Raw genomic sequence first — 24,817 nt, forward strand, 5'->3', positions numbered from 1 at the left:
GACCAGGTTAGTGACCGGCGGGTCCCGCAAGCACCTCGGAGTCGGCGCGGTGCGGCGTGGCCCGCCCGAACCGGATGGTGCCGTCCTCGATCCGGCCGTGACGCAGGGTGAGCACATCCTGGGCGTAGTTCATGCCGAGCCGCCACGGCGCCCGCGATCCCGCCTTCGGGAACCGGTCGAGCGAACGCAGCACGTAACCGGCCTGGAAATCCAGCAGCGGCCTGGCGTCGATCGCAGGATCGGGCACCGGCACACAGTGGTCGTAGCCGTGCGCGTCCATGTGCCGCAACATCCGGCAGACGTACTCGGCGACGAGGTCCGCCTTCAACGTCCACGACGCGTTCGTGTAGCCGATGGTGAACGCGAAATTCGGCACCCCGCTGAGCATCATGCCCTTGTAGGCCATGGTCTGCGGCAGCGGAATCTCCTGCCCGTCGACGGCGAGCCGGATGCCGCCGAGGGCGAGCAATTGCAGGCCCGTCGCGGTCACCACGATGTCGGCCTCGATTTCCGCGCCGGAGGCCAGCAGCAGCCCGCGCTCGGTGAACCGGTCGATCCGGTCGGTGACGACCGACGCCCTGCCCTCGCCGATCACCCGGAACAGATCGGCATCGGGCACCAGGCACAGCCGCTGGTCCCAGGGACCGTAGGAAGGATTGAAATGGACGTCCACCGCGTAGCCCTCGGGCAGTTGCTTGATTGTCTGCGCGCGGACGAATTTGCGCATCATCGCGGGTCGCCGCTGACTGAGCTGGTAGATGAGGGTGCCGATGGCCACGTTCTTCCACCGGGTGATCGTGTAGGCGCGCCGGTCACCGAGCAGCGCCCGCAGCCGGGTCGCCACGGCGTCCACCGTCGGAGCGGACATGATGTAGGTGGGCGAACGCTGCAGCATCGTCACGTGCGCCGCGGTGCGCGCCATGGCCGGGACCAGTGTCACCGCTGTGGCGCCGCTGCCGATCACGACGACGCGCTTGCCCTCGTGGTCGAGATCGCCGGGCCAGTGTTGCGGGTGCACGACCTGGCCGCGGAAATCCTCGATACCGTCGAACTCGGGGGTGTAGCCGCGGTCGTAGCGGTAGTAGCCGCCGCAGACGTACAGGTACGAGCACGTCATGGTGATCGAGGCCCCGTCGTGTTCGACGGTGAGTGTCCAGCGTGCCGTACCGCTGTCCCAGGACGCGTCGACGACCTTGTGCCCGAAGCGGATTCGCCGGTCGATGCCCGCGTCGGCGGCGGTCGCGCGCACGTAGTCGAGAATCGCGGGGCCGTCGGCGATGGCCTTGGCGTCGGTCCACGGCCGGAACCGATAGCCGAGCGTGTGCATGTCCGAATCCGAGCGCACGCCCGGATAGCGAAACAGGTCCCAGGTGCCGCCGATCGCCTCGCGTGCCTCGAGCACGAGGTACGTGCGGGCGGGGAACGCGGTCTGCAGGTGGTGCGCCGCGCCGATGCCGGACAGGCCCGCACCGACGATCACCACGTCGAGATGGTCGATCATGCCCGCGCCTCCTTCCGCCCCCTCGCGCGCAGCGTTCGATCCAGCAGCGCGATCACGGCGTAATAGTGGGTCGGCGTCACCCGCGCCAGCGCGTCGAAGAGGTAGGCGTCCGGCCCGACGAGAATCCGCGCCTTGCCCTGTTCGACACCGCGGCGGATGATGTCGGCCGCCTTCTCGGGCGAGGTCAGGGTGACCGCTTCGAACTCCGCCGCCAGCTGCTCTTTGCTGCGCCCGCGCCCTTCGGGATCCTTGCGCACCCTGGCGCTTCGCGCGATGTTGGTCGTGATGCCGCCCGGATGCACTGTCACCGCCGAGACGCCCGTGGACCGAAGTTCCTGGCGCAGTGCGTCGGTGAAGCCGCGGACCGCGAATTTCGCCGCGCAGTAGGCGCTTTGGTTCGGCATGCCGACCAATCCGAATACGCTCGACGTATTGACGATCACGCCGCTGTCCTGCTCGACGAGCAGCGGCAGGAAGGCGCGCGTGCCGTTGACCACGCCGTCGAAGTTGATCCGGCGCAACCACTCGTCGTCCTCGGCATCCGCGTCGAGCACCGACGAGGACACCGCGACGCCCGCGTTGTTGAACACCGCGGCCAACGGCGCGGTCAGCCAGTCACGGATCTCGTCGGCGAAGGCCCGCTGGTCGGCCGCGTCGCGGACGTCGAGCACGCGGGTGAGGACGGGGCCGGGCAGCGACGCGGCGGTCTCCTTCAGGCCCGCCGCGTCGATGTCGGCGATGGCGACCGGGGATCCGCGGTGCGAGAGATGCTGGGCGAGTGCGCGTCCGATACCGGAAGCGGCGCCGGTGATCATCGCCGGATGACCGGACAGTGGCCTAGCTTTTCGGGGCATCGGTGCTCCTGGTGGCTGCGGTGCGGATGTGGTCGTCGATGAGGCCGGCGAGCGTCGGCCAGACGCCCTCGGGCAGGTCGTGGCCCATGCCGGTGAGCGTGCGCAAGCGGGCGCCCGCGATGGCACGCGCGGTGACGGCGCCGCCGGTCGGCGCCACCATCAGGTCCCGATCGCCGTGCAGCACCAGCGTCGGCGCGGTCACGGCACCGAGTTCGTGAGTTCGGTCGCCGGACAACAGGATTCCCGCGAGCTGGCGGGCGACACCGGCCGCGGGATGCGGGTCGCGATCCCAGGCGAGGGCCGCCGCCGCGCGTACCGCGGCCTCGTCGAACGGATAGCCCGCGGAGCCGATGTGCCGGAACATGCGGACGGCGGCGTCCACGTGCTCGGCGCGGGTGCCCGCCGGTCTGCCGAACATCCGCCGCCACGTCGAGAGCGCAGGGCGGCCGACGCGCGGGGCGCCCGTCGTGGACATGATGGAGGTCAGCGAGGTGACGCGCTCGGGGTAGCGGGCGGCGACGGTCTGCGCGATCATGCCGCCCATCGACATGCCGACCAGGTGCACGGCGTCGATGTCGAGCGCGTCGAGCAGACCGACGGTGTCGGTGGCCATGTCGCTCAGCCGGTACTGAGCGGGATGCCACCGCTTGCGCAGGAAGCCGAGCGGACTCGGCGGCGGAAACGCGCAATGAGCGGACTCGCCGACGTCGCGGTTGTCGAAGCGGAGCACGGGATGCCCGCGTTCGGTGAGCAGCAGGCACAGACCGTCGGGCCACGCGTGCATCTGCTGACCGAGTCCGGCGATCAGGACGACCGGCGTGCCGTCCGGATCGCCGAGACGCTGATAGGCGAGGCGGACGCCGCGGCCGACGTCGAGGAGACCCTCGGTCACGCCGTCACCTCGGCGGCCTGCGCGTCGGCTGGGACCGCGGGGCGCGGCGTTCGCCTGCGCACGACCGCCCGGCCCTTCTTGGCGGGAACCAGCGCTACGCCGCGGAAGTGCGCGCGCTCGTCCGGCGCGTCGGTCGTCTCCAGCGTGAAATCCCTGAGCAGCGTGCGCAGCACGATGTTCATCTCCATCGTGGCGAAGGCCGCGCCGATGCACCGGCGCGCGCCGCCGCCGAACGGGATCCAGGTGAACGTGCCCGGCCGCACCCCGACGAACCGGTCCGGGTCGAAGGTGCGCGCCCTCGGGAAGAGCTCCTCGTTGTCGTGCATCAGCCGGATGCTCACGAGTACTCGCTGGCCCTTCGGGAGCGTCCAGCGCCCCAACGACATCGTCTCCGCGCGCACCTGGCGTCCGGTCGCGTCGACCACCGGACGGACGCGCTGCACCTCGAGCAGGGTCGCCTCGCGTAGGTCGGAGCCGCCCGCGTCGACCTCGGCGACCAAGCGCCGCAACACGTCCGGATGCCTGCGCAACCGCTCCACGGTCCAGGCCAGCGTGGTCGCGGTGGTCTCGTGCCCCGCGGTGAGCAGGGTGAGCAGTTCGTCGGCGATCTCGCCGTGGGTCATCGCGGAGCCGTCGTCGTAGCGGGCCTGCAGCATCATCGACAACACATCGTCGCGGTCGGCGAGACCGGGGTCGGCGGCGGCGCGGGCGATGAGTCGCCCGACGATCTCGTCGTAGTTCTTGCGGTGCGCGATGAAGCGGGCCCACGGCCCGTAACGGCCGAGGAATCCGCGTGGCACCGGCAGTGCGGCGAGCGCGGACGCGACCAGGACCAGCCGGGGCAGCAGGTCACGCAGTTCGTCGAACTCCCGGCCCTCGGCGCCGAAGACCGCGCGCAGGATCACGTTCAGGGTGATCCGCATCATCGAGTCCATCGTCGCGAACTCGATACCCGACGGCCAGGTGGCCAGCTCGCGTTCGGTCTCCTCCTCGACGAGCCGTTCGTACACCGCGAGCCGCCTGCCGTGGAAGGGCGGGGTGAGCAGCTTGCGCTGTTTGCGGTGTTCGCCCCCGCGCAACGCGAACAGCGAACCCGGACCGAGGAATTGGCCGAGGTTGACATCGAAGTTGTCGGCGACGTCGCTGCTCGCGGTGAAGAGGGCTTTGACCTCGGCGGGGTCGGAGATCACGACGGTCCGGCCGAATCGTGGCGCGTGGACCGTGAACGCGGACCCGTATTTCCGGTGCCAGCGTCGCCAGGCGCGGGTCCGGCCCGCGATGAGCGCGACGTTCTGGACGAACGGCGGCGTGGATGGTCCTTCGGGCAGTTGCACTGTGTTCATGCGCCATCTCCCAGCGTGGTACTTCGGCGTACCATCCGCACGGTACGCGCATGTACCACGTGTGGCAAGAGTCACATCGAATCGCGGGCGGCGCTGACCGAGGCCCGGCCCCGGACGGCGCGTCGTTGACGAACGGGACGGTCTCCGCTGGGCACCATTGCTTGCTATGGGTGATCCGAGCTCGGAGCTGACTTACGTGGTCGAGATCTCGCTGCCGGGCCGGTTGGACCAGCAGTGGTGGCGGATCAGCAACACCGGGACGCCCGCGCAGACGGCGGCGGCGCTGTCCGAGCTGGCGACGCGGATCTACCGTGACCTGCTCGGGCCTGGCGCGGGCGGCCTGCACCGCGGCCGATGCTGGTACCACTGCCTGGTGTGCGGGCCGGACGGCGCGGTGCTCGACGAGGTGGAGGGGCTGGTGCAGGCGTTCCTGCTGTCAGGGGAGTTGCGGACGGTGTCGGCGACGATCAGCGCGCGGGCGCGGCGCTTACGCGCCCGGCGCAGGAACGCCGACTGAGGCGCCCGGCGTCCCCGCCCTCCTGCGCCGCGTCGGCGAGCATGCCGATGGCGGTCTCGGGTTCCGATCGCGCGGGTCCGTCGGCCGCGTGCAGGGGCACAGACCGGCGCGCCTGGCTGTTCGACGGCGGACGACCGCACCGCATCCGTCATATGCTGCCCCGCGACCGTCGAAAAAAACTTCGGCGCGGGTGTCGATTCGCCGCGATCCCCGTTCGACCTATGGGCGAGAGGGTCCGAGCGGGACCCGCACAGCACAGGGAGACAGACCATGAAGTACATGCTGATCATGCGCGCCACCGACGAGGCCTACGCGGGCATGGCCGACATCGATTTCGAGAAGATGCTCGAGACCATCGGCAGGTTCAACGACGAGCTGATCCGGGCCGGTGTGCTGCTGGCCGCCGAGGGCCTCGACGACGCCGCCGAGGGCGTCGTCATCGACCACTCCTCCGAGACGCCCGTCGTCACCGACGGCCCGTACGGCGAGACCAAGGAACTGTTCGGTGGGTTCTACATCCTCAATGTGGCCTCGAAGGAGGAGGCCATCGAGTGGGCCAAGCGGGCTCCGCTGACCGGCCCCGGTCTCAAGACCGAGATCCGCAGGGTCACCACGATCGACGAGTTCCCGCAGGAGAACGAGTGGATCAAGAAGGAGCGCGCGTGGCGCGAAGCCACCGGACAGCTCTGAGCGGGCCGACCGGCGATGCCCGACCATACCGGCCGTGAGGCCGTCGCCGCCGTCTGGCGGATCGAGTCCGCGCGGATCGTCGGCGCGCTCGCCCGCTACACCGGCGATTTCGCGCTGGCCGAGGACCTCGCCCAGGAGGCGCTGGCCGAGGCACTGGTGACCTGGCCGCGCGAGGGTGTGCCGCGCAATCCCGCGGGATGGTTGCTCACCGTCGGCAAGCGGCGCGCGATCGACGCGTTCCGCAGGCGCTCCGCCCTCGACGAGAGGTACGCCGCGCTCGCCCACGAGCTGGGCGAGGGCGGCGCCGCCTCCGGGGGCGCACTCGTCGAGCCTGCCGAGGACGTGCTCTGGGACCCGGATCAGATCGATGACGACGTGCTCGCGCTGATGTTCATCTCCTGCCACCCGGTGCTCTCGCGGGAAGCGCGGATAGCGCTCACCCTGCGGGTGGTCGGCGGTCTCACCAGCGACGAGATCGCCAAGGCGTTCCTCGTGCCGACCGCCACCGTGCAGGCCAGGATCACCAGGGCGAAGAAGACCCTTGCTGCGGCGAGGGTGCCGTTCGCGGCGCCCTCGGCCGAGGAGCGGCGCGAACGGCTCGGGTCGGTGCTCCACGTGGTCTACGTGATCTTCACGGAGGGGTCGACGGCCAGCTCCGGTGACGACTTGATCCGGCTCGATCTGGCGAGCGAGGCGCAGCGCCTTGCGCGGGTGCTCGCCCACTTGGTGCCGAACGAACCCGAGGCCAACGGCCTGCTCGCGCTGCTCGAGCTGACCGCGGCGCGCTTCCCTGCGCGCACCGCGCCCGACGGCACGCCGGTCTTGCTCGAGCAGCAGGACCGGCGCCGCTGGGACCGCGCCGCGATTCGGCGTGGCCGCGCCGCACTCGTCGCCGCGGAGCGGCTCGGTCGTGGCCTCGGCGCCTACGGCTTGCAGGCGGCGATCGCCGAATGCCATGCCGTCGCGGCGTCGGTCGAGGAGACGAACTGGGAGCGCGTCGTGCTGCTCTACGAGGCGCTCGGCAGGCTCGCGCCCTCCCCGGTGGTCGAGCTCAACCGGGCGGTCGCGGTCTCCATGGCGCACGGGCCCGCCGCGGCGCTGCCGATCGTGGACGAACTGGTAGCCGCCGGGGCGCTGTCGAATTCGCACCTGCTGCCGAGCGTGCGCGGCGAGCTGCTGACCCGGCTCGGCCGCGCGGATGAGGCGCGCACCGAACTGGAACGCGCCGTGCGGCTGTGCGCCAACGAACGCGAAAGATCGGTGCTGACAGGCAAACTCGCCGCCCTCGGCTGAGGCGACGCCCCGGAGCGGATGCGTCAGCGTTCACTTCGGCAGCGGCCGCAGTTCATCAAAGGCCGCCGTCGCCCACCCGCGCTCATGCTGCCGACGCTGGTGCGCCGCCGGTTCCGATCACCGAGAGCCGAACCGCCGCGACCAGTGCCGCCGATCTCACCCGCAACGGGTGAGGCGCCGTGGGGGCGGCGGTTCTAGCGTCGGCATACCCGTGCGAATCGAGCAGCGAAGGAGCACGTCATGGCCGCAATCCCGCTCGGGGCGAACACCGCGTTCGCCCTCTCGCGCCGAGCCCGCGCGAACTGACCGGACGGGGCGGGAGACGATGCGAGCGCCGCGGCGACGGCCGACGGGGGCGCCCGCCGCACGGCCACCGGCCGCCACCGCCGGGACCTGGGCCATTCCGCGCGGTCTCGTCGTGCTGCTCGCCGCGGCGAGCGCCGTGGTCGCCGTCGGCGGGATCAAAGCCTTCGCGGGCATTGTCGGGCCGGTGTTCCTCGCCCTGATGCTGACCGTGGCCGTCCAGCCCCTCCAGACATGGGCGCAACGGCGCGGGCTGCGGCCGTGGGTCGGCATGGTCGTCGCCCTCGTCGCGGTCATATCGATTCTGGTCGGACTGGTCGGGGCGGTGGTGGTGTCAGCCGCGCAACTGGCCACCGAGCTGCCCAACTACAGCGACCGGGCCGACGAACTGCTGGACGGTCTGCGCGACGCGCTCGCCGACGCCGGGGTGGGCGCCGACCAGATTCAGAACATGCTGAATTCGCTCGACATCGGCAAAGTCGTCGACCTGCTGGAATCGGCTCTGCGCGGGTTGCTCGGCGTCTTCTCGAATCTGTTCTTCGTCTTCGCGCTGCTGGTGTTCATGGCGTTCGACGGCATGGTGATCGACAAGAAGATGGCATTCGTCGAGCGCGCCAGGCCCGAAATCGCCTACGCCCCTTCCGCTTTCGCGCGCGGCACCCGCAAGTACCTGATCGTGTCGACGGTGTTCGGCCTGATCGTCGCGGTGCTCGACGGCGCCGCGCTGTGGTTGCTCGGCGTGCCGCTGCCGCTGCTGTGGGCGCTGTTGTCGTTCATCACGAACTACATCCCGAACATCGGATTCGTCATCGGGTTGGTGCCGCCCGCGCTGCTCGCCCTGCTGGACGGCGGAGCCGGGCTGATGATCTGGGTCATCGTGGTCTACTGCGTCATCAATTTCGTCATCCAGTCGGTGATCCAACCGAAGTTCGTCGGCGACGCCGTGGGTTTGAGCGTGACGGTGACCTTCCTGTCACTGACGTTCTGGTCCTGGGCGCTGGGCCCGCTCGGCGCGCTGCTGGCGATTCCGCTCACGCTGCTGGTCAAGGGCGCCCTTTTCGACATCGACCCCACCACGCGCTGGGCCAATGTGTTGATCGCCGAAAGAGCGCCGGACGTCGAGGATTCGAAAGACAGCGAGACATCGTCGACTTGAGCGGCTAGACACCCGCAATGTGTGACGACCACCCGATGTCCTCGGCTCTACCGTGCCCAGATGCGCACAGTACTCGGAGATCTCCTCCTGCTGGCGGTGGGTGTGGCGATCTCGCCGGTCCCGCTCCTGGCGGGGCCGTTCTCGTAATCCTGTCGAAGAACGTCAGGACCGCGGTCGGACGCCGGGTGATGTGTTCTGCCGATCGGAGCGCGGCCGGTGCCGTGGCCTCGCCCTCGACCAAGCATCAACCGCCGCAACAAGACTGACCAACGCTCGCTTGGGCAAGGAACCCGGGAGCGGGACTTCCGCCCTGTCGATTCGAATGATACTTTGGCACCAGACATATAAGTTACCCACCAGTAACTTGATTGTTTTTGCTGGTCAGTGGCTGTTCGGGACGGGGGACTGCATCATGAGCACTGCGACGATCACACTCGGGATCATCGGCACCACCATCACGCTGCTCTGCTGGGGATCGCTTTTGACCGGGTCGACCCGGATGATTCGTGTCTTCCGCACAGGTCAGCCCGACCGGTCACGGTTACGCCCTGTCCTGCCGCGAGTGACGACCGTCGCGGTCGAGGTGGTCGCGCACACGCGGATGAACAAGTTCCGGACTGTCGGCTGGGCGCATTGGCTGGTGATGGTCGGCTTCCTGCTCGGCATGGTCTTCTACTTCGAGTCCTACGGTCAGACCTTCGATCCCGAGTTCGGCTGGCCGGTTGTCGGTGATACCTACGGCTATCACTTGCTGGAGGAGGTTCTCAGCCTCGCCACGATCATCGGGATAGTGACTCTGATCGTCATCCGCCAGTCGAATCACCCGCGGCGTCCCGAGCGTCTGTCCCGATTCGGTGGGTCGAATTTTCTTGCCGCGTATCTCATCGAGATGATCGTGCTCACTCACGGTCTCGGTGATGTGCTGGTCAAGGCAGGCAAGATCGCTACCTACGGTGGCGGGCATGCATCGACCGATCTTTTCACGATGCAGGTTGCGCGACTGCTTCCGGCCAGTCCGCTGATGATCTCGATCTTCGCGTTCGTCAAGATGCTCGCGGGAGCGGCGTTCCTCTATCTCATCGGCCGCAAACTCACCTGGGGCGTGGCCTGGCACCGGATTTCGGCCTTCTTCAACATCTACTTCAAGCGGGAGGACGACGGTGGCGTTGCCCTCGGTGCCGCCAAGCCCATGATGAGCGGTGGCAAGGTCCTGGACATGGAGACCGCCGACCCCGACGTCGACGTGTTCGGCGTCGGCAAGGTCGAGGACTTCTCGTGGAAGGGCATTCTCGACTTCACCACCTGCACCGAGTGTGGTCGCTGCCAGTCGCAGTGCCCCGCGTGGAATACCGGTAAGCCGCTGTCGCCGAAGTTGCTGATCATGTCGCTGCGTGATCACACCTATGCCAAGGCGCCGTACCTGCTGGCGGGCGGGCGTAAGGACATGGGCGGCGAGGAGGTCGGCCTGGTCGACGCCGAGGGCAAGCCGGACGAGGCCGCGCTGGCCAAGATCTCCGACGCCGCCAGGGCCGAGGCGGCGCGTCCGCTGGTCGGCGGGGAGGACGTCGACGGCATCATCGATCCCGAGGTGCTGTGGTCCTGCACCACCTGTGGCGCGTGTGTGGAGCAGTGCCCGGTGGACATCGAGCATGTCGACCACATCATCGATATGCGCCGCTACCAGGTGCTCATCGAGTCGGAGTTCCCCTCCGAGCTGGCGGGTCTGTTCAAGAACCTGGAGAACAAGGGCAACCCGTGGGGTCAGAACGCCAAGGACCGCCTGAACTGGATCAACGAGCTCGACTTCCAGATCCCGGTCTTCGGCCGGGACGCGGACAGCTTCGACGGCTACGAGTACCTGTTCTGGGTCGGTTGCGCCGGCGCGTACGAGGACCGCGCCAAGAAGACCACCAAGGCCGTCGCCGAGTTGCTGGCCACCGCGGGCACCAAGTTCATGGTGCTCGGTCAGGAGGAGACCTGCACCGGTGACTCGGCTCGCCGCGCGGGCAACGAGTTCCTGTTCCAGCAGCTCGCGGCGCAGAACATCGAGCTGCTGAACTCGGTGTTCGAGGGTGTGGAGGATCGCAAGAAGAAGATCGTGGTCACCTGTGCGCATTGCTTCAACGCGCTCAACAACGAGTACCCGCAGGTCGGTGGCAGCTACGAGGTGGTCCACCACACCCAGCTGCTCAACCGTCTGGTGCGGCAGAAGAAGCTGGTGCCGGTCGCTTCGGTGACGCAGAACGTCACCTACCACGATCCCTGCTACCTGGGCCGGCACAACAAGGTCTACAACGCGCCGCGTGAGCTGATGGAAGCCTCCGGCTCCACCCTGGTGGAGATGCCGCGGCACGGTGAACGCTCGATGTGCTGTGGCGCCGGTGGCGCGCGCATGTGGATGGAGGAGCAGCTCGGTAAGCGGATCAACATCGACCGGGTCGATGAGGGTCTGAGCACCCTGGCCGCGTCGAACGGTCGGGCGGGCTCGGCGCCGGGCAAGATCGCGACCGGCTGCCCGTTCTGCCGGGTGATGCTCAACGACGGTGTCACCGCGCGTCAGGAGAAGGGTGAGGGCGAAGGCGTCGAGGTCGTCGACGTGGCCCAGCTGATGCTCGATGCCATCGAGCGCGTCGAGCCGGCCACGCTGACCGAGAACCTGACCGTCATCCAGGAGCCCAAGGCCGAGCCGGAACCGGAGCCGGAACCCGTCGCCGTGGCGGCCGAGACCCCCGCGCCGGCCAAGGCGGCTGCGGCCGGTGGTGGCCTGGCCATGAAAGGCCCGGCCAAGGCGCCGGGCAAGGGTCTCGGTATGAAGGGTGGCGCCAAGGCGCCCGGTGGTGGACTCGGCATGAAGGACAGCGCGAAGGCACCGGGCTTGCAGGATTCGCGCCGAACGTAGTGCCGCCGCCGACCCCGCGTGAGTGTCGAGAATCGATCGATTCTCAACACTAGTCTCGCGGAGAATCGCCTAGGATTCGCGGCTACCGCAGGTAGAGGCTGGTTTCGAGCAGAATCGAGCGGTGCGCAGAAGGGCGAGCGCGATTGGTACGCAGGCGCGTAGGACAACGACTGCGTTGCGGGCGCGGGTGAACAAGAACAGCCGGGCAGCGCTCGGCCGCCGTGCCGGCCGGGTCGAGTTGTTGTCCGCGGTGCTCCTCGCTCTTTCTGGCGGGCTGATCGTCGCGGCCGTCGCCTACGGATTCCTGCGATGGATCACCCCCATCGACACGAGCAAGGCCGCCGCCGAGATCGACGTCACCCGCATGGCTTTGACCGTCGTCGCTGGCGTCGGCGGCGTGGTCGCGTTGGTGATCACCTACCGGCGTCAGCGTGATCTCGAGCAGAGCCGGTTCGTGGAACGCTTCGGCGCCGCGGCCGCTCAACTCGGCGCCACCGACGTCGCGGTCCGCATGGCCGGGGTCTACGCGATGGCTGGTGTCGCCGACGAATCCGACGGGCAGCGCCGCCAGCAGTGTATCGAGGTTCTGTGCGGCTATCTGCGCCTGCCTTATAGCCCCGAGTTCGGCGGCAACCATCAAAGCAAGCTCGTCGTCATGCAGCACCGCGCCAGCGCCGACGGAACCCACGCCGACAATCACGAACACCACTATGACTACCGACAGAACGACCGCGAGGTCCGCAAAACCATCATCCGCGTGATTGCCGACCACCTACGCCCAGAGGCCGAATACAGTTGGTCGACCAGCAATTTCGACTTTCGTACAGCTCACCTCGACGATGTCGACTTCACCGACGCCGTCTTCTACGGCACCGCTCGTTTCGATGAAGTTGTGTTCAGTGGCGACACTCGGTTCGACCACGTCACGTTCAACGGCGACACCTGGTTCGACCACGTCACGTTCGACGGCGACACACGGTTCCGCCGGGCCACGTTCGGCAGCGCCGCTTTGTTCCGCCGGACCACGTTCAGTGGCACCGCCGGGTTCGACCAGGCCCTATTCAGTGGTGACGCCGGATTCGGCCACGCCACGTTCGGCAGCGAGGCTTGGTTCGACCAGGCCCTATTCAGTGGTGACGCCGGATTCGGCCACGCCACGTTCGGCAGCGAGGCTTGGTTCGACCAGGCCCTATTCAACGGAGACACCTTGTTCGACCACGCCACGTTCAACGGCGACGCTTGGTTCCGTCAGGTCACGTTCAACGGAGATACCCGGTTTCAGCAGGCCGCGTTTGGCAGCGACACTCGGTTCAACCAAGTGTCATTCACGGGTTCGACCAGCTTCGTCGCCACCGATTTCGGTTCTGGTCGCGTTGTTTTCGTCGGCCCTCGGCAGTGGGGACCTCCGGTGCCGAGGTTCGACTGGGGCGAGGATGGAGTTGGGAAGCCGCCAAACGTGGAGCCACGGGATTGGCCGCCCGCGAGAGCACAGACGTAATCAGCTGAGCTGCGGTGTTGAGAATCGTTCGGTTGTTCGACACTGCGGCCGCCGGACGGTTCGCCCAGATCGTGTGACTCGCAGCAGAAGATGGCGGTGTTCTCGCACTGTCAGCTGGCACCGATGACGAGGGTGCTGCGGGCGGTTTCGACGACGTCGGCGGTGACGGTGTGGAGCTCGTTGATCTTCATGACGCGGTGGATCTGAGCGAAGAGTCGTTGCAGGAGACGGAAGTTCCCGCCGGTGATGCGGGCGACGGCGGCGACTGCCTGGGCGTCGGTGAAGTCGTCGGGGTCGAGTTCGAGGCCGAGTTTGTGCCAGTGCCGCGACAGCACGAAGGTGAGTTCCCCGCCGGACAGGGGCCGGTAGTGGTGGGCGAATCCGACGCGGCTGTAGAGCTGCGGGTAGCGGGAGAAAGTCTTTTCGATGCCGGGCATGCCGATGAACAGCAGCCCGTGATCCCCGCGGTCGTAGCGGTCACGCAGGTGTTCGATGGCGTTGGCGGACAGGCGTTCGGACTCGTCGATGACGACCAGCTCGATGTAGTCGACCGTCTCGTGCACGCGCCGGCTGGGGGCTACGTGCTGGTCGATGCAGATGTTGACGCGGCTGTAGAGCTGTTTATGTCGTCGCGTAGTTCGCGCAGGGGTCCGGCGACGGTGGGTGTGTAGAACACGGTGCACGAGCGGGACAGGGCGGCGTAGACGTCTTTGTCGGATTCCTCGCGCGGACCCCAGCTGGTAAGCAGGTTTTCGGCCTTGTCCCAGCGTGCGTAGCGGGTTGCCGAGAGTGTCTTCCCGATTCCTGCTGCGCCGTAGCAGATTCCGATGGTTCGGTCGCGTGGTTCGGTCGCGTCTGACGGTGTCGGCGAACTCGACGAAGCGGCGGTGTTCCTTGGTGGCGATGAACGGCCAGTTCCGTGGCGCGGGCATGGTCAGTCCTCGAGGTAGGCGCGCAGCGGCGGTGCCGGAGGAGGTTTCGCCGGTTTCGGTGACACAGGTGGGCGCTCGGGTTCGGGCAGGTAGTCGGTGACCGCGGTGATGCGTTCGTTGATCTGGTCGCGTATCCGGCGGCGGTAGGCGCGTCTGGCGGCTTGAATGTCTTTGAGCCCGATGGTGTCGCCGGTGTGGTCGGGGCTGACGGCCTTGCACAGGAACCGGTTTTTGTGGAAGACCCGGATCTCGGTGATGTCGTGTGGGTCGTAGCGGATCGTGACCGATTCTCGGACGTAGGCGGCCAGGACGGGATGCAGGTAGCGCAGACCCTGGAAGTGGATGCCGTCACGGTGCACGACACGTGCTGTGGCGACCCGCACCAGCAGCAGATCGAGCTGCTCGAGATCCTCGGGCATGCGCGGCAACCAGCCGTGTCCGACCCAGCAATCCTGTGGAGTGACACCGATTTCGGAGTGGACGCGCCGGTGATAGGTGGTGATGAACCGGCCGATCGCCTCGTCGAGCTGACGCAGCGACAACGCCGGCGGGGTAACCGGGCTGCCGCCCACGAGGTGGCCGGGCAGCTCGGTCAGCAATTCGGTGTTGATGCTGCCGAAGAACCGCTCGACCTTCCCCCGTCCCGGGGGTCGCGCCACGGCGGAGTGCACAATCTGAAACTTCAGGTCGGCGGCGACCTGAGCGAGATGGTCACTGACGAAGTCGCTGCCGTGATCGACATAGAGGATCTCGGGAATACCGCACATCGGCCACGCGGGATCGGATTTGGTCCAGATCGCTTGGCGCAGCGCCAGATGTGTTCAACGCCGAGGGCGCGCCCAGATTGACGGTGTAGCCGGGCACCGCCCGCGAGCAGTCGTCGAGTACCACTGTCAGCCAGGGCCGCTTCGCCGTCCCGCCGTCGTCGATGAGGATGTCGAGCTGGGTGTGGTCGACCTGCCACATCGCGTTCGGGTGGTCGGCGCGGCGTCGGTAGACCAGTTCGAAGATGTCGCGGAAGGCGGCGGCGCCGTCGCGTGCCAGGGTGGTCATCGCCGGGTCGAGTGCCGTAACGATCGATCGAACAGTGTTGTAGGACACCGGATTCCATCCCTGATCGGCGGCGACACCGGCGGCGCGGCGGTGCTCGAGGGAGCGGCCGAGCCGGTCGAGTTTGGTCACCACCAATTGATCTTTGGGCCGGTTGGCCACCAGCAGCGCCTTGCTCAACTCGGGCCGCGAGGCGAGCTTGCCCGACGCCTTGTCGATGAAGATCACCTCGCAGCCGGCCGCCGTGAGCGCGTCGTGCTGAGCTTCGGGATGCTGATCGCGGGTGGAGACCCGTCCGCAGCCGATTCGCATGCGGCGCAGTGTATTGCGAACCCCCGACAGGTTGACATCGGCGCGTACACGGCAACCGTTACAGAAGCGACCTGCGGGAACATCCCGCGCCGCAGAGTGTCTCGCGAACGTTCGTATCCGGACGCTGATGCCAGTTGTCCGAGCCGTTGCACTTTCTCACCCGATGACGTGAGCATTCCATAAGCAGCCGATTGCAGGACGGTCTGTGCGTCAGGCATCTCTAGTTCAGGACAGCAGCTGCCCCGTCACTGCAGACCAACGTCACTCCGGGGACGTCACCGGGCCCGAAGGCCGTCGAGGATGAGTGAGACGACCGCCGCGGATTCCGCTTCGGTCTCGGGGGAGTCCCATTCCGCGGCGTGTGTCGGATCATGGAAGCGGCTCGTTGCGTTCAGGACGGCCCGTGCGATCATTTCCGGCTCGCCCGCAACGAAGTCGCCGGCGGCGACACCGTCGATGATGATGTCCCGCAGTTGGGCGACCAGGAAGCCGACATGGTCGCAGGACACGGCGCTGTGCTCGGCCGCCAGCACTCGGAAGGTGGCGAACAGCTCCGGGTCCGCCCCGGCTTTCGCCCACTTCATGGCGAACATGGTGGTGAGCAGTGCTCGCAACCGCTCGGCCGGAGGCAGTTCGAAGTTCTGCGCCACGATGGTGAGTTCGTTCCGCACCTGGTCGAGCCAGCGCCGGATCACGGCCTCGCGGAGCGCGGCCTTGGATGCGAAGTGCCGGTACACGCTGCCGTGGCTCACGCCCAGCTGCCGTGCGACGTCGAGCACCGTCGTCTTGTCCGGACCGTGTCGACGCAGTATCTCCTCAGTGGCCGACACAATCGTCTCCGCGTCGAGCGGCTCCCCGCGCATCGGGCCTCCTTGTCTCTTTGTCGGCTGGTCACGTCATCAGCCTCGCGAACCTATGTCGCCACCGAGTCAGCGGTCAAACATTCCACGACCATTCCGTGACTGACAACTATTGAAATCTGTCATTCCAAGTCTATAAGGTGGCGGCATCCCGCCACCACCGACCGAGGAGACTCGTCATCAACACCTCCACCGCTTCCATTGCCGGTCGCGCCGTGTCTCGGATCGGCTACGGCGCGGCCCAACTCTCGCGGCTGCATGACCGCCACGACGAGGCCGTCGCCCTGCTCCGCCGTGCCGTTGAGCTGGGCGTCAACCATGTCGACACCGCCGAGTTCTATGGCTTCAGCTTCGCCAACACCGTGATCCGCCAGGTCCTGCGCCCCGAGGACGACGTGCTGGTCGTCACCAAGGTCGGCGCCGACCCCAACCCGGTCGGGCCTGTGCCGCTGCGGATCGCGCAGCGGCCCGAGCAGCTGCGGGCCAGCGTCGAGGACAACCTGCGCAGCCTTGGCCTCGACCAACTCCCGGTGGTCAACCTGCGACGCCTGGATACCGGCCCCGGACTGCGTCCGGAAGGCGACCAGGTGGTCGATCTCGACGACCAGCTGGCGACCATGACCGCCCTGCGTGACGAGGGCAAGATTGGCGCAATCGGCCTGAGTAGCGTCACCCTCGACGGCCTGCGCCGCGCCCTGCCGGCTGGCATCGCCTGCGTGCAGAACGCCTACAGCCTCGTCTCCCGTGACGACGAGGACACGCTGCGACTGTGCACGGCCGAGGGCATCGCGTGGGTGCCGTTCTTCCCGCTCGGCGGCGGATTCCCGAGCCTGCCGAGGGTCGTTGACGAGCCAGCCGTGCACGCCGTGGCCGAATCCATGGAGGTGACCCCGTCCCAGGTCGGTCTTGCTTGGCTGCTGCACCATGCGCCGAATATCCTGCTCATCCCCGGCACCGGCGACCCCACCCACCTGGAGGCCAATATGGCGGTCGGCGAGATCACCTTCGACGCGCACACACTGGCCACTCTCGATGCCGTCGAGTCCCGCTCCAACAACGTCGCGATCGGCGTGGCGTCGTGAAGGCCGTGGTCTACCGCGACAACGGCGGTCCCGACGTTCTCCGCCTGGTTGACCGCGAACCGCCCCTGCCCGGTCCCGGCGAGGTCCGCGTCCGAGTGGCCGTGTCCGGGGTCAACCCCACCGACTGGCAGGCCCGCGCCGGCCAGGCCATGGCGTTCCCGGAGATCACGCCGCACCTGGACGGTGCCGGTGTGATCGACGCCGTCGGCGAAGGAGGCGATCCGAGTCAGGTCGGTCAGCGGGTGTGGCTGTTCATGGCCGCAGCGGGCCGGCCCACCGGCACCGCCGCGGAATTCACCGTCGTACCGGCCGTGCAGGCCGTGCCACTGCCGGACGAGGCCGGTTTCGATGTCGGCGCCACCCTCGGTGTTCCCGCACTGACCGCGCACCGCGCACTCACCGTCTCCGAAGACGGGCCGCGCCGGCTGAGGCCCGGCGCGCTGGCGGACAAAGTGGTACTCGCTGCGGGCGGGGCCGGGGCGGTCGGGCACGCGGTGATCCAGCTCGCCCGCTGGGCCGGTGCCACCGTGATCAGCACAGTCAGCAACCCCGAGAAGGCCCAGCTGGCCACCGCCGCCGGGGCCCACCACGTGGTCAACTACCGCGAGGGCGACCCTACCGCCGAGATCCGCGCGATCGCTGCTGACGGCGTGGACATCGTCGCCGAGGTGGCGCTCGGCACGAACCTCGCCCTGGACCTGGCCGTGCTACGGCCGCGCGGCACGATCTCGACCTACGCCAACAACGGCGGCAAACCGGTCGAACTGAACGTGGCGCAGAACATGGTGCGCAACACCCGCCTGCAGTTCATAGTGCTCTACACCGCCGGTCCTGACGCCCGCGCCGCGGCCGTCGCAGACGTCGCCGCCGCCGTCCGTGACGGTGCCCTGCCGGTCGGCGAGGAACACGGCCTACCCCTGGTCCGCTTTCCCCTCCACCGCACCGCGGATGCCCACCGAGCAGTCGAAGGCGGCGCGGTCGGCAAGGTCCTGGTCGACGTCACGTCGTGACGATCCTCGTCATCGGCGCGCCATCTAACGGTGCGAGAACACCGCCACACATCGCTGCGAGTCACACCAGATCGACCGTTCCGGCATGGTGTCGAACAATCGTGTTGAAAAGTGGTGGTGTTCAACAACTCCTGTTAGACCTACAGTTCTGCGACATCACCGACCACACCGACACCGGCGCGTGCAGGGCACGAAGCATGCGACACCGGTATCGGCGAGTTCGTCGAACAGACGGAGCTCGACGACGATCACTGTGCACGCCGAGGCCTGGCGCTGGTCGTCGAGACAGCATGCGCCGATGTCGTGTGACTCCGAGATGCCGGGCGGACGGTATCGGGCGCGGCTGCTGGTCAGCGGTCCTGCGCGACTCGGAATCCGAGATTGCCCGTCGAGGACATCGGTTCGCTGCCCTGCCGTGCGGAGACGCGATATCGGCGGCAGTAGGAGTGATGGCAGAGATAGGAACCGCCGCGCATGACTCGGCCCGCTCCGCTAGCGGGGCCGGTGGGGTTCCGCTCGGGGCTGTGCCGGTAGTAGTCGCGGGCGTACCAGTCGGCACACCACTCCCACACATTGCCGGTGACATTGTGCAGGCCGAAGTCGTTGGGCGCGAAGGCGTCGACCGCGACGGTGCCGAGATGCGCGCCGGGGTCGGTGCGCGGGAATCGGCCTCGGAAGACGTTCATCCGCTGCTGTCCGTCCGGTTCGAGGTCCGGCCCCCAGGGAAACGGGTCGGCCGATCCGGCCCGCGCGGCGTATTCCCATTCGGCTTCCGTCGGCAGCCGCGTGCCCGACCAGGCGCAGTAGGCCTGGGCGTCGTTCCAGGAGACATGCACCACCGGATGGTCGAGGACGTCGTCGATGTGCGATCCCGGTCCCGAGGGGTGGCGCCATTCGCCGCCTTCCACCTGCCGCCACCACGGTGCGCCCACCACGCTCCTGGTCGGCGGCGCGTCCTCGGGGAGCAGACCGGCGAAGACGAACGACCAGCCGTACCGCTCGGCGTCGGTGCGATGGCCGGTCGCGTCGACGAAGGCGGCGAAGTCGGCGTTGCTGACCGTGTACTGGTCGATGGCGAAGGAGCCGACGGTCACCCGGTGACGGGGACCTTCTCCATCGCCCGGATAGGCCCATGCGCTCTCGTCGCCCATGAGGAATGTTCCGCCGGGCAAGGGGATCAGCGTGGCGGGAGTGTCGCCGCGGGCCTGGGTCCCGGCCGCCGCGCCGGGAAGGATCGTCCGTTCGGAGTGCGGCGCGCAGCATCCCTCGGGCCCGTCGCCAGAGCGGTGTTCCATGGCCGTCCTCTCCGTTTTCGTGCGAAACCGGCCATCCCACCGCGGAAGTCGGGTATCGCCTCGACCACCGCGGGTCGATGTCGGAGGCCGGACGCCGGAACGCATGGTCCGAACCGATCGGAATCGGGTGAATCAAGGTCGAAACAGCAACGACCCCAGGATGGTAGCCCAAGGTGTGCTGGAGCGCTGGGAATGCGGTGTGATCGGGCCATGCCCAGTTTGCGGTCTCGATCGGGATCTCACCCGTGACGGATGAGGCGAGCGGCTAGGCGGCAGTGATCGAATCGCCAGGGCGGCAGCGGTCCCGCGACGTCGACGAGCATCACGACAGGGGTTCCTCATGAGCGAACGCAGTGAGCGAATAGTGTGCCAGCGCGCATCGCGGATACCGGAGCCGAGCGCCGAGGTGAAGGCATGAGCGACGGGCAGTTCGAAGGTGTCATCGATCTCGGCATCCGGGAGTCGGTGCCCGACTCGAACGCCAATGTGAAAGTCGCGCCGCACCGTCTCCCGACGGGCTCGCTGCGCGTCGTCTGGATCGGCGAAGAGCCTCCGTCGCGGGGGCGAAGGAGGCTCTCCGAACCGGGCGCGGCCAGACGGCGGCGAAGCCGGTGCTCGGGTCGGCGAGGATGTCGTCGATGCCCTCGATGCCGACGGCGAGCCGGACCAGACCAGGGGTGACGCCCGTGGCGAGCCCCCTCGGGGTTGAGCTGGCAGTGGGTCGCCGAGGCCGGTGGATCACCAGCGAGCGCACGTCGCCGAGGTTGGCGACATGGCTGTGCGAGGTGAGGGCTTCGACGAAACGCTCGCCCGCGTCCACCCGGCCGCCAACTCGAAGCCGATCACCCCTTGGGGGCGAGCGCCCGACCGCGGTCGTACCGCGGTGAGGAGGGCAGTCCCGCGTACGAGACGAATGTGACCTCGGGGCGCGCCACCAGGAATTCCGCCACCGCTTGGGCGTTGGCGACGTGGCGTTCGACGCGCAGGCTCAGCGTCTCGAGGCTGTGGCTGATGAGGAAGGCGTTGAACGGCGAGATGGCCGCGCCGAGATCGCGCGGCAGCTGCACCCGAGCCTTCAGTGCATGCGCGGGCGCGCCGAGATCGGCGCTTCGCGACTCGGTCGCTTTGCCGTACCAGCGAGCGGGGCGGCCCGTCCGGAGCCGCCCCGCCGTGGTTGGTCAACCCTGTAGTACCCGCACCTTGTCGTCCTCGCGGCTGTCCGCCGATGTGCCGGCCGGGGGAGTGTCCTCGGCCTGCGCGCGCATCGGGTCCAGCTTCGGATCGATGTCGATCGTGTTGCGCAGCGGGCGATTCGGCAGCAACGCGGTGGCGATCAGTGCGACGACCGTGGCCAGCGCGGCGATGAGGAAGATTCGGCCGGTCGCGTCGCCGTAGGCGGTGCGCACGATCGTCTCGACGGGGCCGGGGAGCGCATCGAGGTTCAGGTTGCCGCTGCCGGAGGAGCGGGTCTGGATACCGAGCCTGGCGAACCCCTCGGTGGACAGCTCGCTCACCCGGGTGGCCAGCACCGAGCCGAGCACCGACACGCCGATCGCGCCGCCGAAAGTGCGGAAGAAAGCGACGCTGCTGGAGGCGGCGCCGATATTGTGCACGCTCACGGTGTTCTGCACGGCGAGAACGAGATTCTGCATCATCATGCCGACGCCCAGGCCGACGACGACGGTGTAGGCGCACATCAACCACAGGTTCGTCGCGTGATCGATGGTCGACAGCAGTGCGAACCCGATCACCAGCAGCGCGCCGCCCGCGACCACGAACCGCTTCCACTTGCCGAAGCGGGTGATCAGCTGCCCGGAGCCGACCGAGGCGATGAGCATGCCGACGACCAGCGGGATGCTCAGCACGCCCGCGGCGGTCGGCGAATAGCCGCGCGCGGTCTGGAAGTACTGGCCGAGGAACGTGGTGGCGCCGAACATGCCGACACCGACCGCGATCGAGGCGATGATCGCCAGCCCGGTGGTGCGTTCGGTGACGATCGGCAGCGGGATGATCGGCGACTTGACGCGGGACTCCACCCACACGGTCGCGATCAGCAGCAGGACGCCGCCGGCGACGTACAGGGCCGACTCCCGCGAGAACCACTCGTAGTAGCCCGCCTTCCCGGCGAACGAGACCCAGATCAGCAGCACCGAGACGCCCGCGGTGAGCAGCGCGGCGCCGAGCCAGTCGATCGACACGCCCGGCTTCCGTTCGGTGGGCAACCGCAGCGTCCGGTGCAGCAGCACGAGCGCGATCACGGCCAGTGGCACGCAGACGAAGAAGCACCAGCGCCAGCCGAGGGGGCTGTCGACGATGACGCCGCCGAGGATCGGCCCGCCCGACATGGAGACCGCCATCACCGCGCCCATGTAGCCGGAGTACCGGCCGCGTTCACGCGGCGCGACGATGCTGCCGATGATCGCGACCGCCAGCGCGGTCAGCCCGCCCATGCCGATGCCCTGGATCACCCGGGCGACCAGCAGCAGGGCCACCGTGTGCGCGAATCCGGCGATGATCGAGCCGATCACGAAGATGACGATCGCCGTCTGGACCAGCAGCTTCTTGTTGAACAGGTCGGCGAACTTGCCCCAGATCGGGGTGGATGCGGCGTTGGCGAGCAAGGCCGACGTGATGACCCACGCGTATGCCGTCTGGGATCCCTCGAGATCGCCGATGATCGTGGGCAGCGCGGTCGCGACGATGGTCGTGCTCAGCAGGGCGGTGAACAGCGCGGCCAGCAGGCCGGTCATCGCCTCGAGGACTTCGCGATGGCTCATCGCGGCCGGGTCGCGCCGCACGGGCGTCTCGACTGAACTAGACATCTACTCCCTGACTCTCTGTCGAAACCGGCTGGGGTTCCGTCGTTCCCGCGCGCTGCGCGTGCGCGGCGAGTGAATTCCTGAGTTTGCGGACCGACTCGCAGGCGAGCTCGGCGTCGTCCTCGCTCCAGTCGGCGAGGACGGTCTGCAGGCCGCGCGCCCGCGACGCCCGGACGCGGCCGAGCAGGTCCCGGCCCGCGTCGGTGACCTGAATGAGGGTGGCCCTGCCGTCGCTCGGGTCGGCGTGGCGGCTGATGTAGCCCGCGCCGACCAATTCGGTGACGTGCCTGCTCAGCGCCGAGGCGCTGATGCACAGATCCACCGCCAGGTCGACCTGGCGGCATCGGCCCTTGGTCTCCAAGGTCCCCAGGACGCCGACGCCGCCGGGCAATAGCTGGCCTTCTTCCGGATGAAGGAGGGTGATCCGGATCGCCCTGCCGATCAGGTAGAGCTCCTTGATCAGGCTCTGTGCTGTATCGGGTGATACCGCCATGTCCGCTCCCCGCAGGAAATCATTTGCTTGCAGTCAGCAACTATATTTCAATTGCTTGAGCTAAGCAACTAAGTTCTGTGGATGGACGACTTCGGGCCGATGGGGCGGCGGGCTACGGTGAGTTCCTGCACCGGTCAACTCTCGGGAGGCGTCTTGCGCACCATCGCCCGCGTACTGCTCGTTCTGCTGACGCTCGTATGCGGCATGGCGCCGGCGGTGGGGGCGCCGTACGCCGCGAGCTTCGACGACGTCACCGCGCGAAAGATCGATGAGCTGCTGGCTCTGCGCGCCACCGCACCCGCCGCAGGCAAGGGGGAGCTGCTCGCGCTGTTGTCGAGCCGGTTCCTCGGTACGCCGTACAGGGCGAACATGTTGGTCGGCTCCGCGACCCAACCCGAGCAATTGGTCGTCGACCTGCGCGGGGTGGACTGCTTCACCTTCCTCGACTACGTCGAGGCGTTGAGCAGATCCGCTGACCGCGACCAGTTCGTGGCGAACCTGATCGAGACGCGCTATGCGGGCGGACGCGTCGACTTCCCGCAACGCAAACACTTCTTCAGCGACTGGTCGCACACCCCACGCATCGCCGCGACCGATATCACCGCGACGCTGAGCCCCGCGACGCTGACGGTCGGCAAGCAGCTCAACGCGAAAGCCGATGGGGGAACGTATCTCCCCGGGTTGCCGGTTGTCGCCCGCGACATCACCTACATTCCCAGCGCCGCGATGGACGGAAACGTCATCGGGCAGCTCCGCACCGGCGACTACATCGGCGCCTACGCCGACCAGCCCGGACTCGACGTCACCCACGTCGGCATCTTCGTGATGACGTCCAACGGGCCGGTCTTCCGCAACGCGTCCTCCCTCGCGGCGAACAACCAGGTGGTCGATTCACCGCTGGCCGACTACGTGCGATCGACACCCGGGATCGTGGTGCTGCGGCCGCAGTAACTCGCCCGGCCACCAGGAGGTGTCCGGGGTGGTCTCGGCTCGCAGTGCGGCGGAAGCTGGCGGTGACGGGCTCGACTGGACCATCGTCCGAGCTTCGGGACTTTGCGACGGCGCCAGGGCCACCGACTACGTTGTGGCGCCGTCGAGCAGTCCCGGCCGGTACGCCTCGCGCGTGGATCTAGCCGACGCCCCGGTCCGCGAGGCCTTCGAGAACCGGAACGTCGGAGCGTGCGTCGACGTGATCGGCACCGAGGGAACGCTTCGTTTCGGCCGCGCTCGAAGTGGGGTCCCGCTGTCGTGACCGATGTCAGGCCGAAACGGCATCCTGGCAGGGCTCGGCCCGGTAAGGGTGCCCGGGGGAGTGGTCGTCAGGTCAGTTGTGGGGCCTCCGGTGGAGGCGGTGGAGTTCGCGCATCGCGCCGGCCAGTTGGGGTGCGGGGCCCGCGATGGGGATGTTCGGCGCGACCTCGTTGATCGATAGGGCGCGGACGGGCGCGCGGGGAATGCCCATGTCGTCGAGCCATTCGGTCAGCTGTGCCGCCGAGCTGGCGTAGACGATGCGACCCAGACCGGCCCAGGCGTGCGCGGCGGAACACATCGGGCAGTGTTCGCCGGAGGTGTAGACGGTCGTGGTCGCGCGCTCGGTCGGTGCGAGGTGAGCGATGGCCCAGTTCACCAGTTCGAGTTCCGGATGTCGCGTCGGATCGCCGCCGCCTTCGCCGTTCTTCGCCTCGGCGAGCACTCGGCCGTCACTGACGAGCAGTGAGCCGAACGGCGCGTTGCAGTCGTCGAGCGCCTCCCGGGCCAGGTCCACGCACCGCCGCAGGTACACCAGATCAGCATCATCGACCATGCTCCGAGCGTATGCCGCGGCGGCTACGGGAGTGCTATGTGCCGCCGTTTCGGCGGGCGTGAAGGGGCTGGGGCGTTGCCTCATGACTCGCGGGAGTGTGCGAGCATCGCCACGTCGGAGTTCTTGCCGTGCCAGTCGCGATCACGCGGTCCATCAGGTCGTGCGCCGCGCTTGGTGGTAGCGGGAATCGTCTTATCGAGATATGCGCATGGAT

The 24,817-nt window shown here is 67.9% G+C and carries 21 protein-coding genes and 2 pseudogenes; 9 read left to right on the forward strand and 14 right to left on the reverse strand.

Annotated elements, in window-relative coordinates:
* Window positions 1-7: 7 nt before the first annotated feature.
* The 4 genes from AB0H50_RS31350 to AB0H50_RS31365 are packed head-to-tail and all read right to left on the reverse strand — an operon-like array spanning window position 8 to window position 4,590.
* Entirely contained in the window at window positions 8-1,501 is a 1,494-nt protein-coding gene (locus AB0H50_RS31350; protein WP_357459758.1) for an NAD(P)/FAD-dependent oxidoreductase, read from the reverse strand.
* Window positions 1,498-2,355: an SDR family NAD(P)-dependent oxidoreductase gene (locus tag AB0H50_RS31355; protein WP_357459761.1), complete on the reverse strand. Its 858-nt coding sequence runs from the start codon at window positions 2,353-2,355 to the stop codon at window positions 1,498-1,500. The genes AB0H50_RS31350 and AB0H50_RS31355 overlap by 4 nt, the downstream gene beginning before the upstream one ends.
* Entirely contained in the window at window positions 2,339-3,247 is a 909-nt protein-coding gene (locus AB0H50_RS31360) for an alpha/beta hydrolase (protein ID WP_357459763.1), read from the reverse strand. The genes AB0H50_RS31355 and AB0H50_RS31360 overlap by 17 nt, the downstream gene beginning before the upstream one ends.
* Window positions 3,244-4,590, reverse strand: a complete 1,347-nt coding sequence (locus AB0H50_RS31365) for a cytochrome P450 (RefSeq protein WP_357459765.1) — start codon at window positions 4,588-4,590, stop codon at window positions 3,244-3,246. The genes AB0H50_RS31360 and AB0H50_RS31365 overlap by 4 nt, the downstream gene beginning before the upstream one ends.
* 166 nt (window positions 4,591-4,756) lie before the next feature.
* Here AB0H50_RS31365 and AB0H50_RS31370 point away from each other — a divergent pair, with 166 nt between their 5' ends.
* The 6 genes and pseudogenes from AB0H50_RS31370 to AB0H50_RS31395 all read left to right on the forward strand — a co-directional run bounded on the left by AB0H50_RS31370 (window position 4,757) and on the right by AB0H50_RS31395 (window position 12,946).
* Complete coding sequence (locus tag AB0H50_RS31370; protein WP_357459768.1) at window positions 4,757-5,107, forward strand: hypothetical protein; 351 nt, start codon at window positions 4,757-4,759, stop codon at window positions 5,105-5,107.
* 270 nt (window positions 5,108-5,377) lie between these two features.
* Complete coding sequence (locus tag AB0H50_RS31375) at window positions 5,378-5,797, forward strand: YciI family protein (RefSeq protein ID WP_357459771.1); 420 nt, start codon at window positions 5,378-5,380, stop codon at window positions 5,795-5,797.
* 15 nt (window positions 5,798-5,812) lie between these two features.
* Window positions 5,813-7,090 (forward strand): DUF6596 domain-containing protein, encoded by a 1,278-nt coding sequence (locus AB0H50_RS31380; protein WP_357459772.1) that lies wholly within the window; start codon window positions 5,813-5,815, stop codon window positions 7,088-7,090.
* Window positions 7,091-7,415: 325 nt separating this feature from the next.
* The gene (locus AB0H50_RS31385) at window positions 7,416-8,549 is read left to right on the forward strand and encodes an AI-2E family transporter (RefSeq protein WP_357459774.1); all 1,134 of its coding nucleotides are present in this window, start codon (window positions 7,416-7,418) and stop codon (window positions 8,547-8,549) included.
* Window positions 8,550-8,961: 412 nt separating this feature from the next.
* Window positions 8,962-11,424 (forward strand): annotated as a pseudogene (locus AB0H50_RS31390) ((Fe-S)-binding protein); the annotation flags it as partial.
* A 211-nt stretch (window positions 11,425-11,635) separates the two neighbouring features.
* Window positions 11,636-12,946 (forward strand): pentapeptide repeat-containing protein, encoded by a 1,311-nt coding sequence (locus AB0H50_RS31395; RefSeq protein ID WP_357459776.1) that lies wholly within the window; start codon window positions 11,636-11,638, stop codon window positions 12,944-12,946.
* Between the two features lie 110 nt (window positions 12,947-13,056).
* Here the strand turns inward: AB0H50_RS31395 and AB0H50_RS31400 are convergent, their stop codons facing one another.
* The 5 genes from AB0H50_RS31400 to AB0H50_RS31420 all read right to left on the reverse strand — a co-directional run bounded on the left by AB0H50_RS31400 (window position 13,057) and on the right by AB0H50_RS31420 (window position 16,103).
* The gene (locus tag AB0H50_RS31400; RefSeq protein WP_357459778.1) at window positions 13,057-13,629 is read right to left on the reverse strand and encodes an AAA family ATPase; all 573 of its coding nucleotides are present in this window, start codon (window positions 13,627-13,629) and stop codon (window positions 13,057-13,059) included.
* Window positions 13,524-13,775, reverse strand: coding sequence for an AAA family ATPase (locus AB0H50_RS31405; protein ID WP_357459879.1), 252 nt, complete (start codon window positions 13,773-13,775; stop codon window positions 13,524-13,526). Before AB0H50_RS31405 ends, AB0H50_RS31400 begins: the two co-directional genes overlap by 106 nt.
* Before the next feature lie 105 nt (window positions 13,776-13,880).
* Window positions 13,881-14,645: a Mu transposase C-terminal domain-containing protein gene (locus AB0H50_RS31410; RefSeq protein ID WP_357459780.1), complete on the reverse strand. Its 765-nt coding sequence runs from the start codon at window positions 14,643-14,645 to the stop codon at window positions 13,881-13,883.
* Window positions 14,590-15,240: a recombinase family protein gene (locus AB0H50_RS31415; RefSeq protein WP_357459782.1), complete on the reverse strand. Its 651-nt coding sequence runs from the start codon at window positions 15,238-15,240 to the stop codon at window positions 14,590-14,592. Before AB0H50_RS31415 ends, AB0H50_RS31410 begins: the two co-directional genes overlap by 56 nt.
* A gap of 275 nt (window positions 15,241-15,515) precedes the next feature.
* A complete protein-coding gene (locus tag AB0H50_RS31420; RefSeq protein ID WP_357459785.1) occupies window positions 15,516-16,103 on the reverse strand; it encodes a TetR family transcriptional regulator in 588 nt (195 codons plus the stop codon).
* A 212-nt stretch (window positions 16,104-16,315) separates the two neighbouring features.
* Here AB0H50_RS31420 and AB0H50_RS31425 point away from each other — a divergent pair, with 212 nt between their 5' ends.
* Together AB0H50_RS31425 and AB0H50_RS31430 are read left to right on the forward strand one after the other, a co-directional pair.
* Complete coding sequence (locus tag AB0H50_RS31425) at window positions 16,316-17,182, forward strand: aldo/keto reductase (RefSeq protein WP_357459788.1); 867 nt, start codon at window positions 16,316-16,318, stop codon at window positions 17,180-17,182.
* Window positions 17,179-18,192: an NADPH:quinone reductase gene (locus AB0H50_RS31430; RefSeq protein WP_357459791.1), complete on the forward strand. Its 1,014-nt coding sequence runs from the start codon at window positions 17,179-17,181 to the stop codon at window positions 18,190-18,192. The genes AB0H50_RS31425 and AB0H50_RS31430 overlap by 4 nt, the downstream gene beginning before the upstream one ends.
* Before the next feature lie 350 nt (window positions 18,193-18,542).
* On the opposite strand, the gene AB0H50_RS31435 is transcribed toward AB0H50_RS31430, so the two are convergent.
* The 4 genes and pseudogenes from AB0H50_RS31435 to AB0H50_RS31450 form a co-directional block, all read right to left on the reverse strand.
* Entirely contained in the window at window positions 18,543-19,487 is a 945-nt protein-coding gene (locus tag AB0H50_RS31435) for a formylglycine-generating enzyme family protein (protein ID WP_357459793.1), read from the reverse strand.
* Between the two features lie 598 nt (window positions 19,488-20,085).
* Window positions 20,086-20,593: pseudogene (locus tag AB0H50_RS31440) on the reverse strand (PLP-dependent transferase); the annotation flags it as partial.
* A 72-nt stretch (window positions 20,594-20,665) separates the two neighbouring features.
* Window positions 20,666-22,309 carry an MDR family MFS transporter gene (locus AB0H50_RS31445; RefSeq protein ID WP_357459796.1) on the reverse strand — a complete coding sequence of 548 codons (1,644 nt, stop codon included), beginning with the start codon at window positions 22,307-22,309 and terminating at the stop codon, window positions 20,666-20,668.
* Entirely contained in the window at window positions 22,302-22,799 is a 498-nt protein-coding gene (locus AB0H50_RS31450; protein WP_357459799.1) for a MarR family transcriptional regulator, read from the reverse strand. Before AB0H50_RS31450 ends, AB0H50_RS31445 begins: the two co-directional genes overlap by 8 nt.
* 81 nt (window positions 22,800-22,880) lie before the next feature.
* On the opposite strand from AB0H50_RS31450, the gene AB0H50_RS31455 reads away from it, so the two are divergent.
* A complete protein-coding gene (locus AB0H50_RS31455; RefSeq protein WP_357459802.1) occupies window positions 22,881-23,750 on the forward strand; it encodes a DUF1460 domain-containing protein in 870 nt (289 codons plus the stop codon).
* A gap of 373 nt (window positions 23,751-24,123) precedes the next feature.
* On the opposite strand, the gene AB0H50_RS31460 is transcribed toward AB0H50_RS31455, so the two are convergent.
* Window positions 24,124-24,603, reverse strand: coding sequence for a nucleoside deaminase (locus tag AB0H50_RS31460; protein WP_357459805.1), 480 nt, complete (start codon window positions 24,601-24,603; stop codon window positions 24,124-24,126).
* Between the last annotated feature and the right edge of the window lie 214 nt (window positions 24,604-24,817).

This window comes from Nocardia sp. NPDC050793, from assembly GCF_040654065.1.
Lineage (GTDB): Bacteria > Actinomycetota > Actinomycetes > Mycobacteriales > Mycobacteriaceae > Nocardia.